Origin of the sequence: Pseudomonas brassicacearum subsp. neoaurantiaca, from assembly GCF_013608025.1 — a bacterium.
In the GTDB taxonomy this organism is placed as follows: Bacteria; Pseudomonadota; Gammaproteobacteria; order Pseudomonadales; family Pseudomonadaceae; genus Aquipseudomonas.
The window spans coordinates 38,748-57,092 of sequence record NZ_VDLV01000026.1 but is presented as its reverse complement, the minus strand read 5'-3'; the positions used below and the strand labels follow the sequence as shown (position 1 = coordinate 57,092).

16 protein-coding genes are annotated in these 18,345 nt (G+C 55.0%); all 16 read right to left on the bottom strand.

Annotation, left to right across the window (positions count from 1 at the left end; translation table 11 throughout):
- Window position 1: 1 nt before the first annotated feature.
- Window positions 2-1,126, bottom strand: coding sequence for a DegT/DnrJ/EryC1/StrS family aminotransferase (locus FHK92_RS15565; RefSeq protein WP_181288844.1), 1,125 nt, complete (start codon window positions 1,124-1,126; stop codon window positions 2-4).
- Complete coding sequence (locus FHK92_RS15560) at window positions 1,123-1,584, bottom strand: acyltransferase (RefSeq protein ID WP_181288843.1); 462 nt, start codon at window positions 1,582-1,584, stop codon at window positions 1,123-1,125. The genes FHK92_RS15565 and FHK92_RS15560 overlap by 4 nt, the downstream gene beginning before the upstream one ends.
- Complete coding sequence (locus tag FHK92_RS15555; protein WP_181288842.1) at window positions 1,577-1,981, bottom strand: sugar 3,4-ketoisomerase; 405 nt, start codon at window positions 1,979-1,981, stop codon at window positions 1,577-1,579. Before FHK92_RS15555 ends, FHK92_RS15560 begins: the two co-directional genes overlap by 8 nt.
- 2 nt (window positions 1,982-1,983) lie before the next feature.
- Window positions 1,984-3,015 carry an NAD-dependent epimerase/dehydratase family protein gene (locus FHK92_RS15550; RefSeq protein WP_181288841.1) on the bottom strand — a complete coding sequence of 344 codons (1,032 nt, stop codon included), beginning with the start codon at window positions 3,013-3,015 and terminating at the stop codon, window positions 1,984-1,986.
- A gap of 36 nt (window positions 3,016-3,051) precedes the next feature.
- Complete coding sequence (gene tviB / locus FHK92_RS15545; protein WP_181288840.1) at window positions 3,052-4,347, bottom strand: Vi polysaccharide biosynthesis UDP-N-acetylglucosamine C-6 dehydrogenase TviB; 1,296 nt, start codon at window positions 4,345-4,347, stop codon at window positions 3,052-3,054.
- Between the two features lie 406 nt (window positions 4,348-4,753).
- The gene (locus FHK92_RS15540; protein WP_181288839.1) at window positions 4,754-5,800 is read right to left on the bottom strand and encodes an LPS O-antigen chain length determinant protein WzzB; all 1,047 of its coding nucleotides are present in this window, start codon (window positions 5,798-5,800) and stop codon (window positions 4,754-4,756) included.
- Window positions 5,801-5,993: 193 nt separating this feature from the next.
- Complete coding sequence (locus tag FHK92_RS15535; RefSeq protein ID WP_181288866.1) at window positions 5,994-6,218, bottom strand: lipopolysaccharide assembly protein LapA domain-containing protein; 225 nt, start codon at window positions 6,216-6,218, stop codon at window positions 5,994-5,996.
- Between the two features lie 25 nt (window positions 6,219-6,243).
- Entirely contained in the window at window positions 6,244-6,540 is a 297-nt protein-coding gene (ihfB, locus tag FHK92_RS15530; RefSeq protein WP_181288838.1) for an integration host factor subunit beta, read from the bottom strand.
- 144 nt (window positions 6,541-6,684) lie between these two features.
- Entirely contained in the window at window positions 6,685-6,963 is a 279-nt protein-coding gene (locus tag FHK92_RS15525) for a hypothetical protein (protein ID WP_181288837.1), read from the bottom strand.
- 204 nt (window positions 6,964-7,167) lie between these two features.
- On the bottom strand, window positions 7,168-8,859 hold the full coding sequence (rpsA, locus tag FHK92_RS15520) for a 30S ribosomal protein S1 (protein ID WP_030141013.1): 1,692 nt from the start codon (window positions 8,857-8,859) through the stop codon (window positions 7,168-7,170).
- Window positions 8,860-8,979: 120 nt separating this feature from the next.
- On the bottom strand, window positions 8,980-9,669 hold the full coding sequence (gene cmk / locus FHK92_RS15515) for a (d)CMP kinase (protein ID WP_030141014.1): 690 nt from the start codon (window positions 9,667-9,669) through the stop codon (window positions 8,980-8,982).
- The gene (locus FHK92_RS15510; protein ID WP_236010372.1) at window positions 9,666-11,873 is read right to left on the bottom strand and encodes a bifunctional prephenate dehydrogenase/3-phosphoshikimate 1-carboxyvinyltransferase; all 2,208 of its coding nucleotides are present in this window, start codon (window positions 11,871-11,873) and stop codon (window positions 9,666-9,668) included. Before FHK92_RS15510 ends, cmk begins: the two co-directional genes overlap by 4 nt.
- Before the next feature lie 28 nt (window positions 11,874-11,901).
- A complete protein-coding gene (hisC, locus tag FHK92_RS15505) occupies window positions 11,902-13,014 on the bottom strand; it encodes a histidinol-phosphate transaminase (protein ID WP_181288835.1) in 1,113 nt (370 codons plus the stop codon).
- A gap of 13 nt (window positions 13,015-13,027) precedes the next feature.
- Complete coding sequence (gene pheA, locus FHK92_RS15500; protein WP_003199233.1) at window positions 13,028-14,122, bottom strand: prephenate dehydratase; 1,095 nt, start codon at window positions 14,120-14,122, stop codon at window positions 13,028-13,030.
- Window positions 14,122-15,207: a 3-phosphoserine/phosphohydroxythreonine transaminase gene (gene serC / locus FHK92_RS15495; protein ID WP_030141017.1), complete on the bottom strand. Its 1,086-nt coding sequence runs from the start codon at window positions 15,205-15,207 to the stop codon at window positions 14,122-14,124. The genes pheA and serC overlap by 1 nt, the downstream gene beginning before the upstream one ends.
- A 393-nt stretch (window positions 15,208-15,600) precedes the next feature.
- Window positions 15,601-18,273, bottom strand: a complete 2,673-nt coding sequence (gyrA, locus tag FHK92_RS15490) for a DNA gyrase subunit A (protein ID WP_181288834.1) — start codon at window positions 18,271-18,273, stop codon at window positions 15,601-15,603.
- Window positions 18,274-18,345: the final 72 nt, after the last annotated feature.

Genomic DNA, 18,345 nt, shown 5'->3' with positions numbered 1-18,345 from the left:
GTTAAATAGCTGCGGAATATGCGTTACACGCATGTATGACCAAGTCTATTTCCTCACGTGTCATGCACGGACCTATAGGAAGGCTTACTACCTCGTCATGAATTCGTTCAGTTATGGGCAATACCAAATGACTCATCTCTGGTAATGCTCGCTGTTTATGTGGTGGAATCGGGTAATGAATAATTGTCTGCACACCGTAAGAGGAAAGATGTTCCTGAAACATTTTTCGATTAGCGCATCTTACAACAAACACATGCCAGACATGGGCATCTCTCGACAAAGTTGAAAACTGTTCAACAGGCAAGCGCAGCAGATCGTTTTTAATTTCTGCGATATATCTATTCGCGACCTCCCTCCGAAATTGATTGTGTCCATCAAGATATTTTAGCTTTATCCGAAGAATAGCTGCTTGGATTTCATCTAATCGGCTGTTAACCCCTTTCATCTCATTGTGATATTTTATCTCCGAGCCATAATTCCTAAGACTAATTAGCGTACTTGCGAGTGTTTCATCGTTGGTCGTAACCGCCCCACCATCTCCCAAGGCACCAAGATTTTTCCCTGGATAAAAGCTAAAGCCAGAAGCGTCGCCCCATGCCCCAGCTTTCTTCCCTTGAAAGCACGCGCCATGCGCTTGTGCAGAATCTTCTAATATGAGAAGTCCATGCTCCGCAGCAAGTCTAGCTATCTCTGGCATGTCGGCAAGCTGGCCATAAAGATGAACTGGTATGATAGCGCGAGTCTTTTTCGTGATAGCAGCTAAAATTCGGTCGGGCGATATATTAAACGTCTCATTATCGGGCTCCACTAGAATAGGAACCAAATCGTTTTCAGTTACGGCCAAGATAGTTGCGATATATGTGTTGGCGGGCACGATAACCTCATCGCCATTCTTTAACTTCCCAAGCTTTTTCCAAGCACGCAAAGTCAAAGTCAATGCATCTAGACCGTTAGCGACCCCTATGCAATATTTTACGCCGCAATAATCCGCAAACTCTTGCTCAAAATTCGTCAATTCGGATCCATTGATGTACCATCCAGAGTCGACAACCCTGGCGCAAGCTTCGATAACTTCATTGGACATCGAAGCATTTATACGTTTCAAATCTAGAAAATTAACCTTCATTTGAGATACCTTGTGATTTTCGCCGGATTACCAACTACTACAGCGTAATCTGGTACATCACGTGTGACTACCGCACCAGCGCCGATCATTGAATAAGAACCCACTTTGATGCCAGGAAGCAATGTAGCGTTAGCCCCGATACTCGCCCCCTTACAAATGTGGATAGCCTCAAAAGCGTCAGGGTACACTCTAGACCTAGGCATGGAGTCATTTGTAAATGTTACGTTAGGACCTATAAAAACATCGTCCTCGATCCTGGCACCGTTCCAGATAAAAACGCCGGACTTGACGGTAACTCTGCTTCCAATAATCACGTCCGACTCAATAAGAGTATGAGCACATATATTGCAATCTTCCCCAATTATCGCGTTTTCAAAAATCACACTGTATTGCCAGACGCGAGTATTTTTGCCTATATGGACACTTTTTACATCTGAAAGAGGATGAATTTCAGTCATGATTGACACTCTTTAAAAAATCCTCATAACTCCTGATATAATCTGACTCATCATAATAATCACTCGCCAGCACCAACAGCACACAATCCTTTGTAAAATCGTGCATTTCGTGCCAAACCATTTTATCTATGCATATTGCTTTGTTCGGCTCATCTAAAATAACTTGGCTTCGTTGTATTCCGTCATCTAGAAGCATCTTACAACTTCCAGACACACATACAGCAATCTGTTGTAGCTCCTTGTGCGCATGAAAACCCCGAGATACGCCCTTCAAGGTTCCTACTAAATAGTAAGCTCTTTTAATATCAAAATGGATATTGCGCGCGCCTTCCATTACGTATAGTTGTCCGCGCTCATCGCCTAGCACAGGAAACTGTATAAATTTTACTAGGCTCATTATCAACCTCTCCGAAGCATGTGTAGATACCACGGCATGGCTATTTTCAAACCATCCGCAATTGAGTAGCTCGGCGTGTAACCTAGGTTTTCCTTGATCTTTTCAACAGATGCTTGTGAATGCAAGACGTCACCCGCCCGGAACTCACTATATTTTGGCAGCTTATGGTATCTTATCCCCAACTGTGCAAGCTCTGCCCTTAACATCACATGTAAGTCATTCAGGCTTGTTCTAGCGCCTACCGCCACATTATAGACCTGATTTGAAGCTCCATTGCTTTCTTCAGTTGCTGCCAATAAGTTAGCTTGGATTACGTTTTCGATGAAACAAAAATCCCTACTTGTCGAACCGTCACCATTGACTGTAATAGTCTCATCTAGAATCATGGCAGCTGTCCATTTGGGAATCACAGCAGCATAAGCGCCATTCGGATCTTGTCTTTTTCCAAAAACATTAAAATAGCGTAGACCGGTTGCCTTGAATCCATAACACTTGCCGAATACGTCTGCATACAACTCATTGACGTATTTAGTCACAGCATATGGTGACAGAGGACTTCCTATAGTGTGCTCAATTTTCGGCAAAGCCGGATGATCTCCATAGGTGGAACTGCTAGCTGCGTATGTGAAGCTCTTGACTTTCGAGTCACGAGCGGCGACTAACATATTTAAAAAACCATCTATATTAGTAGCATTAGTGGTAATAGGATCGCCTAAAGATCTCGGTACAGATCCAAGGGCTGCTTGATGCAGAACGTAGTCGACACCCGCGCACGCATCACGACAATCTTGAGGATTTCTAATATCACCTTCTTTAAAAATAAAACGTGCCCATTGTGCGGCCGACACATTTCCCTTGACCTCCTCAAGGTTGTGTCGAAAGCCGGTGGAAAAATTATCTAACCCTAGAACCGTCTGATCCAGTTTCAATAATTTCTCAAGAAGATTTGATCCTATAAAACCCGCGACCCCAGTCACCAACCAACTCTTTGGCGTTTTAGGCAAGTCTTCAATTAATTCTTCATATCGTCTCATACGGCCTCGCATGAATCACATATTTTAATTTAACTATCAGAGACGAATATCAGATTCATCGCTGCGCAGCAAATATTTTAAATCATATAGCACATGATTAATCTTGCCAAGCGAACGAATTAATTCACCGCCCATTTCCTTGAACTGTGCGTGAGCAACTGCTAACACAATCGAGTCGTACGAACTGGGAAGGGGTTTATTTATCAACGTTAAACCATATTCTTTTTGTGCTTCTTCAGGATCGACCCACGGGTCAAATATATCGACCGCAATATTATATTCTGCCAACTCATGCACAATATCTACTATTCGAGTATTTCTTAGATCAGGACAATTTTCTTTAAAAGTAAGTCCCATTATCAACACTCTAGCGCCATCAACGTGTATTTTCTTCTTCAGCATTGCCTTTACAAGTTGAGATACCACGTACACGCCCATTCCATCGTTCAGGCGGCGCCCAGCCAATATTATTTCAGGATGATAGCCTATCGATTGAGCCTTATGAGTAAGATAGTATGGATCCACACCTATACAATGGCCGCCAACTAACCCAGGACGAAACGGTAAGAAATTCCATTTTGTTCCTGCCGCCTCTAGTACAGACTCAGTATCGATGCCCAACTTATTAAATATAATTGCCAGCTCGTTAATTAGCGCGATATTAAGATCCCGCTGTGTATTTTCGATAACTTTGGCTGCTTCGGCTACTTTTATGCTGCTTGCCTTGTGCGTTCCGGCTGTAATTATTTTCTTATACAAATCATCTACGAACGTAGCCGTTGCTGGAGTAGATCCCGATGTAACTTTTTTTATTGTCGTTACACGGTGCTCTTTGTCACCAGGATTGATCCGCTCTGGGCTATAACCTACAAAAAAATCTCCGTTAAACTTTAACCCCGAGAGACGCTCCAGAACAGGTACGCACTCTTCTTCCGTTGCCCCGGGATATACCGTCGATTCATATATGATTACGTCACCTTTTTTTAGGACTCCCGCTATAGTACTAGACGCTTTCAAAAGCGGAGTAAGATCCGGATTTTTATATTCATCGATGGGTGTCGGCACAGTTACTATAAACACATTGCACTGTTTAAGATCAACCGCCTCAAAGCTAAACTCCAGGTGCTTAGCAAGTGCTAGCTCCTGCCGCTCAACTTCTAGCGTAATATCATTGCCTTTTTTAAGTTCATTTATTCTGGACTGATTAATATCAAACCCTAAAACTGGATAATATTTTCCAAACTCAACAGCGAGGGGTAGCCCTACGTAGCCTAGACCTATTATTCCGAGCTTCAAGCCTTCATTATTTATGCTATTCAAATCGGTATCCATTAAGTTATTCACCTTGAAGCTGCGGCCCCATGGGTACCGCCAGATACGTCCATCCTCGATAAAGCTCTACACGAACATCGTGTATTATAGTCTGACCAGGAGCCGAGGGTAAGGGCGCCCATGCACTTAGTTCTGCCAAGCTGCGCATGCCTTCATAGCCGCCACCCGCAGCAAGGCCGTTTCCCACGACCTTAACCAGAGGAGCGCAACGCTGCTGTTCAACAAGCCATAATCAAGGGGTGCGGGATTCATTATTCTTAAACTGACAACAAAAAAAAGACAAACAAAAACGCTCAAACGTCATATAAATAAATCTCAAATTTTTACGAAGCTTTCAAAAGCAAAATGGCCACACATAAACCTTTTATGCGTGGCCATTACCTCTTAATCCACCCGCAACCAGAAGCTAATATTCGTACTCTTTGCGATTAGAGACAATTTTCACTAATGCTGCCAGCATTCCTAACAAAGCTCCAGCAATCATACCGAGTAGTATAATCAATCCCTTCCTCGGTTTAACCGGGCTCTCAGGAACCTCGACACTACCATCCTGCCGATAAACCGAAATAAGCTCAGAATCAATATTCAACTTACGATAAAAGTTATATCGCATTTGCAACGTCCGCAAATCAGATATAAACGCATCATCCGAAGCCCTGGACTCTAACGTCTGAATTTCAGCCGCCAACGCCTTACTACCACGCTGGTAATCCATTTTATTTCCCGTATCAACGGTAATATCCACAGCAGCTGAAGAATTGATAACTGGCGTAGTCAGTCCAATCGCCTCAGCAATTTTCAACGCTTCCCGTAATTGCTGAATCCGGTCCTCACGCACACGTTGCGCAGTCTCCCGCAAGCTGACAATACGCTGCTCAAGATTACGCGCCCTCACCGAAGCTTCAGTCGTCACGTTCTTGATCAACTCCGACTCCGCAGCCTCACTGGCACGCGCCACGTAGGCCTTGGCCCACTCAGTCGCCTTGACTGGGTCACCGTTTTGGACGGTCACCGAGAAACGATCCGGCGTGTCCTTACCTGGCCCCTTGACTATCAGCTCCCGCGAAAATCGATCGTACAAGCGATCAAAAGCCCCTTTTCGCTGCGACTCATCAAGCGAAGGAATATAAATTTGATTGAAGAATGTCTGACGTAGCGACTCGCCTTGCAAGTTACGAGCGAAAACATCGTAAACATGCTTAATGGAATAAGTGTCGAGTTCCGTACTTTTCCCACGCCCATAGTTCAACTCAGCGATCTGGTTCTGAGTCGGCGGCATGATAAAAAGCTTGGCTTCATAGATAGGTTTGCTGAGAAACGCGTAAGCAGCGGCGCCAGCAGTGACCAAAAGAGTTATGGCGATGATCAACCATTTTTGAGCCCAAAGCCCATGTGCCAAGGCAATCAGGTCGATTTCATCTTCGTCGCGCATTGCAATACGATTATCTTGCATGGATAGCCTCGCTTCCTTTTTTTAGCTTTGCGCTTGCAGACACACTAGACGCATTAAAAGGTAAGACGGGCACGTCCCCGGCGGACACGGCGGTGTTTTTATTAAAATTAAACAAATGCTACATACCCAAAGTCAGAAAATTGCGGCAGTGATCCTTACTCCGTACTCCGAGACTACTGGGCTCACATATCCATTATTTCAGCCGCCGACCTCTTCCGGCGAACCACGCCATCAGGGGACCAACCATCATTCCAGAGAGGAGCGCCAGCAAGACAAAAACCGAAACGGGAAGTTGCGGTGCCGACCATCCGAGGAATAACAATACGACAGGCTGACTGTTTTCAAGCACGAACAGTACGATAGCCGAAGCCACGAGCACCGCAAGTACGACAAGCGCAACGCGCCTAAAGTTCCGCATGGAGACCTCTTTTTTTTGGGCCGTTTCAGACCTCGTCATCCTCGTCCTCGTTCACCCGGTCTCGAAGCTCCTTGCCCGGTTTGAAGTGAGGTACGAATTTTCCATCGAGGCTGACGGATTGGCCGGTTTTTGGGTTGCGACCTACCCGCGGGGCGCGGTAATGCAGGGAGAAGCTGCCGAACCCACGGATTTCGATACGATCTCCGGTAGCCAGGCATTGGGACATTTGTTCGAGCATGGTCTTGATGGCCAGCTCCACATCCTTGGACGAGAGCAGCCCTTGATGGGTGACAATCCGTTCGATCAACTCCGACTTCGTCATGTTTTTCCCTTCTTTTTCAAGCAGCTAGGAAAATCGCTTCGAAGGTTTTAGCATGCCCGGAGGAATTTGAACAGCCCAACTATTGACATATGTGCCACGCATGCTGATCGCCCCTTTTCAGTGCAAACGGACGGAAACCCTCAACTAGCGACACATGACCAGCATCGTTCTCGTCAGGTAACCCGCCGGATTGAAGCCGAAAGGATATTGGTCTTGGTCCTTGGCATCATCTGATCGGGTTATTACCTTGTAGCCTTGACCCTTGCACTCCTTGGCGGCGCGCTTGTAGCACTTCTCCCAGCCGGAACCCAATCCCGAGCAGTCGATTTCGATGCCGCTTACACCAGGTACCGCGTGGGTCTTGGCGCTCGTCGCACATCCCGTTAACACCAGCACAATGGCTACCAAAAAGAGCTTGTTCATTCAGATCCTTTCGACAAGAGACAGAACACTGCCCTAGGATATTTTTTGTTCATGTTTCATAAAAGAGACAGCCTGATGAAGCGGTTGGTTTCGCCGCGCCCCGACTGATCATAACGACTCCTTGTTCGATACGGATAAACCCGAGAAATCGCAGGCACAAAAAAGGGCGACCGAAGTCGCCCTTTTTCTATGGTCTGACAGAACTCAGTTCTGTTTTTCCATCTGTGCACGCAGCAGGTCGCCCAGAGTGGTAGGACCAGCAGCAATGTCAGTAGCTGGCTTGTCGCGCAGGCTCTGGATTGCTTCTTTCTCTTCAGCATCGTCTTTCGACTTGATGGAGAGCTGGATTACGCGGCTCTTGCGGTCAACGCTGATGATCTTGGCTTCTACTTCTTCGCCTTCTTTCAGGACGTTACGCGCGTCTTCAACGCGGTCACGGCTGATTTCGGAGGCTTTCAGAGTCGCTTCGATATCGTCGGCCAGGGTGATGATGGCGCCTTTGGCGTCAACTTCTTTCACGATGCCCTTAACGATTGCGCCTTTGTCGTTCTCTTGAACGTACTCGGAGAACGGATCGCTTTCCAGTTGCTTGATACCCAGGGAGATGCGCTCGCGCTCTGGGTCAACCGACAGGATAACGGTGTCCAGCTCGTCGCCCTTCTTGAAACGGCGTACGGCTTCTTCGCCCACTTCGTTCCAGGAGATGTCGGACAGGTGAACCAGGCCGTCGATGCCGCCGTCCAGACCAATGAAGATACCGAAATCGGTGATCGACTTGATGGTGCCGGAGATTTTATCGCCCTTGTTGAACTGGCCAGAGAAGTCTTCCCATGGGTTGGACTTGCACTGCTTGATGCCGAGGGAGATACGACGACGCTCTTCGTCGATGTCCAGAACCATGACTTCCACTTCGTCGCCGACTTGTACGACTTTCGAAGGGTGGATGTTCTTGTTGGTCCAGTCCATTTCGGAAACGTGTACCAGGCCTTCAACGCCTTCTTCCAGCTCAGCGAAGCAGCCGTAGTCGGTCAGGTTGGTAACACGAGCGGTGACGCGAGTGCCTTCTGGGTAACGGGCTTTGATAGCGACCCATGGATCTTCACCCAGTTGCTTGAGGCCCAGGGAAACACGATTGCGCTCGCGATCGTACTTCAGAACCTTGACATCGATCTCGTCGCCAACGTTGACGATTTCCGAAGGATGCTTGATACGCTTCCAGGCCATGTCGGTGATGTGCAGCAGGCCATCGACGCCACCCAGATCGACGAATGCGCCGTAATCGGTGAGGTTCTTGACGATACCCTTGACCTGCTGGCCTTCCTGCAGCGATTCCAGCAGAGCTTCACGCTCGGCGGAGTTCTCGGCTTCCAGGACACTGCGACGGGAAACGACAACGTTGTTGCGCTTCTGGTCCAGCTTGATGACCTTGAATTCCAGCTCTTTGCCTTCCAGGTGCGTGGTGTCGCGCACTGGACGGACGTCAACCAGGGAACCTGGCAGGAACGCACGGATGCCGTTAACGTCGACAGTGAAGCCGCCTTTAACCTTACCGTTGATAACGCCCTTGACCACTTCCTCAGCTGCGAAGGCCGCTTCCAGAACGATCCAGCATTCAGCACGCTTGGCTTTCTCACGGGACAGCTTGGTTTCACCGAAGCCATCTTCAACCGAATCCAACGCCACGTGAACTTCGTCACCAACGTTGATGTTCAGTTCGCCAGCGTCGTTGTAGAACTGCTCAAGCGGGATCAGCGCTTCAGACTTCAGACCAGCGTGAACGGTTACCCAGCGAGCCTGGTAATCGATATCAACGATAACGCCGGTGATGATGGAGCCTGCCTGAAGGTTCAGGGTTTTCAAGCTTTCTTCAAAGAGTTCCGCAAAGCTTTCGCTCATTTTAATTCCTGTTGATTAGGGCGAAGTAAACGCCCATCTCCACACCCCAGACGATGTGGGTTAGTTTCATATATAAGAAGCACCGCAGGACTATGACTGGTCCCCTGCGGAGCTTCCTGGTCACCCGGCGATATCGCGAAGCGCGATCTCGCTCATGATGCGTTGCAACACCTGGTCGATGGACAACTCCGTGGAATCCAGCTGTATCGCATCGGCCGCCGGCTTTAGCGGGGCCACTGCGCGCTGGGTATCACGCTCGTCGCGTGCACGGATCTCATCTAGCAGACTCGACAGACTAACATCCTCGCCTTTGCCCTTCAACTGCAAATATCGGCGACGAGCCCGCTCCTCCGCGCTGGCGGTGAGGAAAATCTTCAATGGCGCATCGGTGAACACCACCGTGCCCATGTCCCGGCCATCCGCCACCAGCCCCGGCGGTTCCTGGAATGCCCGTTGACGCTGGAGCAATGCCTCGCGCACTGCCGGCAGCGCGGCGACCTGGGAAGCCCCGGCGCCAACGCTTTCGGTGCGGATGACGTCGCTGACTTCGTCACCTTCCAGGATGATCCGTTGCAGTTGGCCATCGGTGGCGGCGATGAACTGCACGTCCAGATGCGCGGCCAGTGCCTTGAGCAGTTCTTCGTTGGTCAGGTCGACGCCATGGTTGGCCGCGGCGAAGGCCAGCAAGCGATACAGGGCACCGGAATCGAGCAGATTCCAGCCCAGTTGCTTGGCGAGCATGCCGGCGATGGTGCCCTTGCCCGATCCGCTTGGGCCATCGATGGTGATGACCGGTGCCTTGATGTTCACGACTGTGCCTCTTGTGCTACTCGAATACCAACCTGCGCGCACAGCGCCAGGAAATTCGGGAACGACGTGGCGACGTTGGCGCAGTCATGGATGCGGATCGGCGCGCTGGCGCGCAGGGACGCAACACTGAACGCCATGGCGATACGGTGATCGCCGTGCCCATGGACTTCGCCGCCGCCAATCTGGCCACCGTCGATGATGATACCGTCCGGCGTCGGTTCACATTTGACGCCAAGCGCCAGCAGGCCGTCCGCCATCACCTGGATACGATCGGATTCCTTGACCCGCAGTTCTTCAGCGCCGGTCAGCACGGTGCGGCCTTCTGCGCACGCGGCCGCGACGAACAGCACCGGGAATTCGTCGATCGCCAGGGGAACCAGCGCTTCCGGAATCTCGATACCCTTGAGTTTAGCCGCTCGTACGCGCAAGTCTGCCACCGGCTCGCCGCCCACTTCACGCTGGTTTTCCAGGGTGATGTCGGCGCCCATCAGGCGCAGGATATCGATGACGCCGGTACGGGTCGGGTTGATGCCGACGTGCTCGAGCACCAGGTCGGAACCCTCGGCGATCGAGGCGGCCACCAGGAAGAACGCCGACGAGGAGATATCGCCCGGCACTTCGATGTGGGTCGCCGTCAGTTTGTTGCCGGATTCGACGGACGCCGTGGCGCCATCGACCGTGACCGGATAGCCGAAGCCACGCAGCATGCGTTCGGTGTGGTCGCGGGTCGGGGCCGGCTCGGTGACGGTGGTCTTGCCTTCGGCGTAGAGCCCCGCCAGCAGCAGGCAGGATTTCACCTGGGCGCTGGCCATCGGCATGGTGTAGGTCAGGCCCTTGAGCTTGTTGCCACCACGAATGGTCATCGGCGGGCGACCTTCAGCCGCGGTCTCGATCACCGCACCCATTTCCCGCAACGGGTTGGCGACACGGTTCATCGGACGCTTGGACAGCGAGGCATCACCGGTCAGGGTGCTGTCGAAGTCCTGTGCGGCCAACAGGCCGGATAGCAGGCGCATCGACGTGCCGGAGTTGCCCAGGTAGATCGGGCCCGGCGCAGGCTTGAGGCCGTGCAGGCCGACACCATGAATCGTCACGCGGCCGTGGTGCGGGCCTTCGATGACCACGCCCATGTCGCGGAACGCTTGCAGCGTTGCCAGGGCATCTTCGCCCTCGAGGAAACCTTCCACCTCGGTCACGCCTTCGGCCAGGGAGCCGAGCATGATCGAGCGGTGGGAAATCGATTTATCGCCCGGTACACGAATCCGCCCACTGAGGGAGCCACCAGGTTGTGCCAGGAAAATCAGATCGTTGGAGTTCATAGCGTCCACATAGGCCCGACGGGCCAGGATTTTACTGAAATGCTCGCGGGCCACCCTGGCGCGTGTGAAAACGCCCAGCAATTGGTGCCCGTCCCCTGCATCGACCGCGTCGCGCAAGGCGTCGAGATCGCTGCGAAATGTATCGAGTGTGCGCAGGACAGCTTCGCGGTTGGCGAGGAAGATGTCGTGCCACATGACCGGGTCGCTACCCGCGATTCTCGTGAAATCGCGGAAACCGCCGGCAGCGTAACGGAAGATCTCAAGATTTTCATTGCGTTTGGCCAATGAATCCACCAGGCCGAACGCCAACAGGTGCGGCAAATGGCTGGTGGCGGCCAATACTTCGTCGTGTCGCTCGACTTGCATGTGCTCGACATCGGCACCCAGCTCGCGCCATAGGCGATCCACCACCGCCAGCGCCGCCGGATCCGTCTGGTCCAACGGCGTCAAGATGACCTTGTGGCGACGGAACAGCTCGGCGTTGGAAGCTTCCACCCCGCTCTGCTCGGAGCCGGCAATCGGATGTCCGGGAACGAAACGCGCTGGCATGCCGCCAAACGCTTCGGTTGCCGCCCGCACCACATTACCCTTGGCGCTGCCGACGTCAGTGAGAATCGCTTGGCCGAGGTCCATGCCGGCCAACCGGGCCAGCAGTTTTTCCATCGCCAGGATCGGCACCGCCAGTTGGATTACGTCCGCGCCTTGGCAAGCGAGCAGCAAGTCGTCTTCACAGCGGTCCACCACGCCCAGCTCTACCGCCAGCTTGCGCGATTGCGGATCGAGATCCACACCGACGACTTCACGGCACAGCCCGCTTTCACGCAGGCCCTTGGCGAACGAACCGCCAATCAACCCCAGGCCGACCACCACCAGGCGACCGATCATAGGTGCCGCAGGTTGCAGCGAGGTGACATCAACCACGAGCCAGGACCTTGCTCAACGCGTCGAGGAAACGGCTGTTTTCCGCCGGCAGGCCGACGGTGACGCGCAGGTGATTCGGCATGCCGTAATTCGCTACCGGGCGGACGATCACGCCTTCGCGCAATAATCCCTGATAGACCGGCGCCGCGACGCGACCCACGTCTACGCAAATGAAATTGCCCTTGGATGGAATCCAGCCCAGGCCCAACTCACGCAAAACCGCTTCCAACTGCTGCATGCCGGCTTCGTTCAAGCGACGGCTTTCAGCCAGATAGGCTTCGTCCTGCAACGCGGCGCAAGCGGCAGCCAGGGCGAAGCTGTTGACGTTGAACGGTTGGCGCACGCGGTTCAGCACATCGGCCACCACGGCGGTAGACAAGCCATAGCCGACCCGCAGCGACGCCAAGCCATAGGCCTTGGAGAAAGTGCGCGACACCAGCAGGTTCGGGTAGGCAGCAAGGAAATCCAGGCCGTCAGGCAAATCGCTGCCTTCGGCGTATTCGATGTAGGCCTCGTCCAATACCACCAGCACGTGCTCGGGCACGTCTTGCAGGAAGTCGTCCAAGGCCTGGGCATCGAACCAAGTGCCGGTCGGGTTGTTCGGATTGGCAATGAAGACCACGCGGGTGTTGGCATCGATTGCCGCCAGCATGGCCGGGAGGTCGTGCCCCCAGTCCTTGGCCGGAACCACATGGGCATCAGCACCGACTGCCTGGGTGGCGATCGGGTAGACCGCGAACGCGTGCTCGCTGAACACCGCGTTGAGGCCTGGCGCCAAATACGCACGGGCAACCAGCTCGAGAATATCGTTGGAACCGTTACCCAGCGTCACTTGGCTCAGCTCGACGCCGCAGCGTTCGGCCAGCAGGCTTTTCAAGGCGAAGCCATTGCCATCCGGGTAGCGCGTCAGCTCGGCCAGCTCGTCACGGATCGCCGCAAGCGCCTTGGGGCTCGCGCCCAGCGGGTTTTCGTTACTCGCCAATTTGACGATGCTGGCCGGATCAAGGTCCAGCTCACGAGCCAATTCGTCCACAGGCTTGCCCGGAACGTAAGGCGAGAGTTGTTGCACGCCTGGCTGAGCCAGTGCGAGGAAGTTGCCACTCATTAGCTATCCGCCCTTAAAGAACTGCCTTGGGGTAGGAACCCAGCACCTTGAGTGCCACTGCTTCCTGACTGATTTTCTCCAGCACACCTTTTACCAGCGGATCGCGGTGGTGGCCGACGAAATCGATGAAGAACACGTAGGTCCATTTACCGCTGCGCGACGGACGGGTCTCGATGCGTGTCAGATCGATACCGTTGTCGTGGAACGGCACCAACAGCTCATGGAGCGCGCCGGGCTTGTTGCTCATGGAGACGATGATCGAGGTCTTGTCGTCGCCGGTTGGCGGTACTTCCTGGCTGCCGATCATCAGGAACCGCGTGGAGTTGTCCGGACGGTCCTCGATCTTCTCGGCCAGGCGCGTCAGCCCGTAGAGGCCTGCCGCCATGTCGCCGGCGATGGCTGCCGAGTTCCACTCACCCTTGACCCGCTTGGCCGCCTCGGCGTTGCTCGATACCGCGACGCGCTCGACGTTCGGGTAATGGGCGTCCAGCCACTTGCGGCACTGGGCCAGGGACTGGGCGTGGGAGTAGATCCGGCTGATGCTGTCGGTCTTGGTGTTCTCGCCCACCAGCAGGTGATGGTGAATGCGCAGCTCGACTTCGCCGCAGATCACCATGTCGTGCTCGAGGAAGCTGTCCAGCGTGTGGTTGACCGCGCCTTCGGTGGAGTTTTCCACCGGCACCACGCCAAAATTCACCGCGCCGGCCGCCACTTCACGGAACACTTCGTCGATGGCCGCCATCGGTTTGCTGATTACGGCATGACCGAAGTGCTTCATGGCCGCTGCCTGGGTAAAAGTGCCTTCCGGGCCCAGGTAAGCGACTTTCAGCGGCTGTTCGAGGGCCAGGCACGAGGACATGATTTCGCGGAACAAGCGCGCCATCTCTTCGTTGCCCAGCGGCCCCTTGTTGCGCTCCATGACACGCTTGAGCACCTGCGCTTCACGCTCTGGGCGATAGAACACCGGCACTTCGCCTTCGGCCAGGGAGGCCATTTTCACCCGGGCGACTTCCTGGGCACAGCGGGCGCGCTCGCTGATCAGCTCCAGGACTTTTTCGTCCAGGGCATCGATGCGCAGGCGCAGCGCCTTGAGTTCTTGCTCAGACATCAGCCGTGTTCCTTCTCGAACTCTGCCATGTAGGCAACCAGCGCGTTAACGGCGTTGATGTCCACGGCGTTGTAGATGGAGGCGCGCATGCCACCGACCGAACGGTGGCCCTTGAGGTTCAGCAGACCACGCTCGTCGGCGCCAGCCAGGAACGGCTTGTCGAGACGGTCGTCGGCCAGGCGGAACGGGACGTTCATCCACGAGCGGTCGGACTTGTTGATCGGGTTGCTGTAGAGGCCGCTGGCGTCGATGAAGTCATACAGCGTGCGCTGCTTCACTTCGTTGAGCTTGCCGATGGCTTCGACACCGCCCTGCTCTTTCAGCCACTCGAACACCAGTCCCGACAGGTACCAGGCCAGGGTTGGCGGGGTGTTATACATCGAGCCGTTGTCGGCCGCGACCTTGTAGTTGAGCATGGTCGGGCACAGGGAACGGGCGCGGCCGAGCAGGTCTTCGCGAATGATCGCGACCAGGATGCCGCTCGGGCCGATGTTCTTCTGGGCGCCGGCGTAGATCATGCCGAAACGGGAGATGTCCACCGGGCGCGAAAGAATGTCCGAGGACATATCGGCCACCAGCGGCACGTCACCGGTTTCCGGGATCCAGTTGAATTCCAGGCCACCGATAGTTTCGTTCGGTGCGTAGTGAACGTAGGCGGCGTCGTTGGACAGGTTCCATTCGTTCTGGCCGGGAATCGCGAAGTAGTCGTAGGGCTTGGCGGTAGCCGCTACATTGACGTGACCGTAGCGCGACGCTTCTTCGATGGCTTTCTGCGACCAGATGCCGGTGTCGATGTAGTCGGCCTTGCCGTTTTCCGGCAGCAGGTTCAGCGGGATCTGGGCGAATTGCTGGCTCGCGCCGCCCTGCAGGAACAGCACTTTATAGTTGGACGGGATGTTCAGCAGATCACGCAGGTCCTGCTCGGCCTTGGTGGCGATGGACACGAACTCATCGCTGCGATGGCTCATTTCCATGACGGACAGGCCCTTGCCGTGCCAGTCGAGAAGTTCACCCTGGGCACGCTTCAGGACCGCTTCAGGAAGCGCCGCCGGGCCGGCACAGAAGTTATAGGCTCTCTTGCTCACATCCAATCTCGCTCTGATCTGGTGGTCACTAAATCTTTTGGTCTACACACAACTCCACTGTGGGAGCGAGCTTGCTCGCGATAGCGGCACAACAGTCAACATTGATGTTGAATGCCAGTCCGTCATCGCGAGCAAGCTCGCTCCTACAAGGGGTACCGCTTACTCAAGACATGGATGAATCCGTGGCGAGGGAGCTTGCTCCCGCTGGGCTGCGCAGCGGCCCCTGTTTTTTGTGAGCGCTTCGCACTCAAGCGGGAGCAAGCTCCCTTGCCACAATAAATCAAACAAGCCTCAAGAGAGGGGCAGTCCCCATAGGGAATGTGCAGTGTCGCAAATTTTCAAACGGAACAAACAACAAGGGGGCGAATCTTCATCCGCCCCCTGTGTGTCCGCTTAGTCCTGCGGTTCTTCTTCGTCTGCGGCGGCGTCGAGCGGTTGATCGCCGACAGCGTCTTCGACATCGGTACCCAAGGTGCCGTCGAACGCTACACCTTCCTCGCCTTCTTCACCTTCCAGCTCTTCGCCTTCGACTTCCGACGGTTCCTGGACGCGCTCGAGCCCGACCAGTTTTTCGTCTTTGGCGAGCTTGATCAGCGTCACGCCCTGGGTGTTACGACCCAGGCTGGACACTTCGTCGACCCGCGTACGTACCAGCGTGCCCTGGTCGGAGATCAGCATGATCTCCTCGCCATCGAGCACCTGGACGGCACCGACCAGGCGACCGTTACGCTCGTTGCTGACCATGGCGATCACGCCCTGGCCGCCACGCTTGTACTCGGGGAACTCGGTGATGGCGGTACGCTTGCCGTAGCCACGCTCGGAAGCGGTGAGGATTTGGCTGCCTTCTTCCGGGATCAGCATGGAAATCAGTTTCTGCCCTTCCGGCAGGCGCATGCCGCGCACACCGCGTGCGGTACGGCCCATGGCGCGAACGTCGGATTCCTTGAAGCGCGTGACCTTGCCGCCGTCGGAGAACAGCATGACTTCACGTTCGCCGTCAGTAATGGCAGCGGAAATCAGCACGTCGCCTTCGTCCAACTCCAGGGCGATCAGGCCGACGCTGCGCTGGCGGCTGAAGGATTCCAGCGGGGTCTTCTTCACGGTGCCGTTGGCGGTCGCCATGAAGATGTAGTGACCTTCGGTGTACTCCTCCACCGGCAGCATCGTGGTGATGTATTCACCATCGTCCAGCGGCAACAGGTTGACCAGCGGACGACCACGGGCGGCGCGGGATGCTTCAGGGATTTCGTAAGTCTTGAGCCAGTACACCTTGCCCTTGCTGGAGAACAGCAGCAGCGTGGTGTGACTGTTGGCGACCAGCAGGTGAGCGATATAGTCCTCGTCCTTGACGCCAGTAGCCGATTTGCCTTTGCCGCCGCGACGCTGGGCCTGGTAGGCCGCCAGCGGCTGGGTCTTGGCGTAGCCGCCGTGGGAAATGGTCACCACGCGCTCTTCTTCCGGGATCATGTCACCCAGGGTCAGGTCCAGGCGCGCATCGAGAATCTCGGTGCGGCGCACGTCGCCGTATTCGGCGCGGATCACTTCCAGCTCTTCGCGGATCACTTCCATCAGGCGCGTGGCGCTGTTGAGGATGCGGATCAGCTCGCCGATCTGGTTGAGGATCTCCTGGTACTCGGCCAGCAGCTTCTCGTGCTCCAGACCGGTCAGGCGGTGCAGGCGCAGTTCCAGGATGGCTTGCGCCTGCTCCGGGGACAGGAAGTACTTGCCTTCGCGCAGGCCGTATTGCGGATCGAGGTTTTCCGGACGGCACGAATCGGCGCCGGCACGCTCGACCATCGCCACCACCGCAGAGGACTCCCAAGGCGTGCTGATCAGCGCTTCCTTGGCTTCCGACGGGGTTGGCGAGGCCTTGATCAGGGCGATGACCGGGTCGATGTTCGACAGGGCAACGGCCTGGCCTTCGAGGATATGGCCACGCTCGCGCGCCTTGCGCAGTTCGAATACGGTACGACGGGTCACGACTTCGCGGCGGTGACGGACGAAGGCTTCCAGCAGGTCCTTGAGATTCAGGATCCGTGGACGGCCGTCGATCAACGCAACGATGTTGATGCCGAACACGCTTTGCAACTGGGTCTGGGCGTAGAGGTTGTTGAGGATCACCTCAGGCACTTCGCCACGGCGCAGCTCGATCACGACGCGCATGCCGTCCTTGTCGGACTCGTCACGCAGCTCAGTGATGCCTTCGAGCTTCTTTTCTTTCACCAGCTCGGCGATCTTCTCGATCAGGCGGGCCTTGTTCAGTTGGTACGGCAGCTCGGTGATGACGATCTGCTGGCGGCCGCCAACCTTGTCGATGTCCTCGACGGTCGAGCGGGCGCGCATGTAGATGCGACCGCGACCGGTGCGATAGGCCTCGATGATGCCGGCGCGACCGTTGATGATGGCAGCGGTCGGGAAGTCCGGACCGGGGATGTACTGCATCAGCTCATCGACGGTCAGCTCGGGATTGTCGATGAGGGCCAGGCAACCGTCGATGACTTCACCGAGGTTGTGTGGCGGGATGTTGGTCGCCATGCCCACGGCGATACCGCTGGAGCCGTTGACTAGCAGGTTCGGGATACGGGTCGGCATGACCGCCGGGATCATTTCGGTGCCGTCGTAGTTCGGCACCCAATCCACGGTTTCCTTGTGCAGGTCGGCCAGCAGTTCGTGGGCCAGCTTGGTCATGCGCACTTCGGTGTATCGCATGGCCGCGGCGTTGTCGCCGTCTACCGAACCGAAGTTGCCCTGGCCGTCCACCAGCAGGTAGCGCAGGGAAAACGGCTGCGCCATACGAACGATGGTGTCGTACACGGCAGTGTCGCCGTGGGGGTGATACTTACCGATCACGTCGCCGACGACACGGGCGGACTTCTTGTAAGGCTTGTTGAAGTCGTTGCCCAGCTCGCTCATCGCGAACAGCACGCGGCGGTGCACGGGCTTCAAGCCATCGCGCGCATCCGGCAGCGCCCGCCCGACGATTACGCTCATTGCGTAGTCGAGGTAGGACTGTTTCAGCTCGTCTTCGATATTGACCGGGAGGATTTCTTTGGCCAGTTCGCCCATGAGAAGCCTGATTCCTTTTTCTGGTGAAACCTCGTCACGTCCAGATGGGACGAACGAAGCTCGCCGCTGCAG

Bases quoted from the DNA above. Each gene is read 5' to 3' on its own strand.
- FHK92_RS15565 (WP_181288844.1), bottom strand. From the start codon at position 1,126: ATGAAGGTTAATTTTCTAGATTTGAAACGTATAAATGCTTCGATGTCC.
- FHK92_RS15560 (WP_181288843.1), bottom strand. From the start codon at position 1,584: ATGACTGAAATTCATCCTCTTTCAGATGTAAAAAGTGTCCATATAGGC.
- FHK92_RS15555 (WP_181288842.1), bottom strand. From the start codon at position 1,981: ATGAGCCTAGTAAAATTTATACAGTTTCCTGTGCTAGGCGATGAGCGC.
- FHK92_RS15550 (WP_181288841.1), bottom strand. From the start codon at position 3,015: ATGAGACGATATGAAGAATTAATTGAAGACTTGCCTAAAACGCCAAAG.
- tviB (WP_181288840.1), bottom strand. From the start codon at position 4,347: ATGGATACCGATTTGAATAGCATAAATAATGAAGGCTTGAAGCTCGGA.
- FHK92_RS15540 (WP_181288839.1), bottom strand. From the start codon at position 5,800: ATGCAAGATAATCGTATTGCAATGCGCGACGAAGATGAAATCGACCTG.
- FHK92_RS15535 (WP_181288866.1), bottom strand. From the start codon at position 6,218: ATGCGGAACTTTAGGCGCGTTGCGCTTGTCGTACTTGCGGTGCTCGTG.
- ihfB (WP_181288838.1), bottom strand. From the start codon at position 6,540: ATGACGAAGTCGGAGTTGATCGAACGGATTGTCACCCATCAAGGGCTG.
- FHK92_RS15525 (WP_181288837.1), bottom strand. From the start codon at position 6,963: ATGAACAAGCTCTTTTTGGTAGCCATTGTGCTGGTGTTAACGGGATGT.
- rpsA (WP_030141013.1), bottom strand. From the start codon at position 8,859: ATGAGCGAAAGCTTTGCGGAACTCTTTGAAGAAAGCTTGAAAACCCTG.
- FHK92_RS15510 (WP_236010372.1), bottom strand. From the start codon at position 11,873: ATGATCGGTCGCCTGGTGGTGGTCGGCCTGGGGTTGATTGGCGGTTCG.
- hisC (WP_181288835.1), bottom strand. From the start codon at position 13,014: ATGAGTGGCAACTTCCTCGCACTGGCTCAGCCAGGCGTGCAACAACTC.
- pheA (WP_003199233.1), bottom strand. From the start codon at position 14,122: ATGTCTGAGCAAGAACTCAAGGCGCTGCGCCTGCGCATCGATGCCCTG.
- gyrA (WP_181288834.1), bottom strand. From the start codon at position 18,273: ATGGGCGAACTGGCCAAAGAAATCCTCCCGGTCAATATCGAAGACGAG.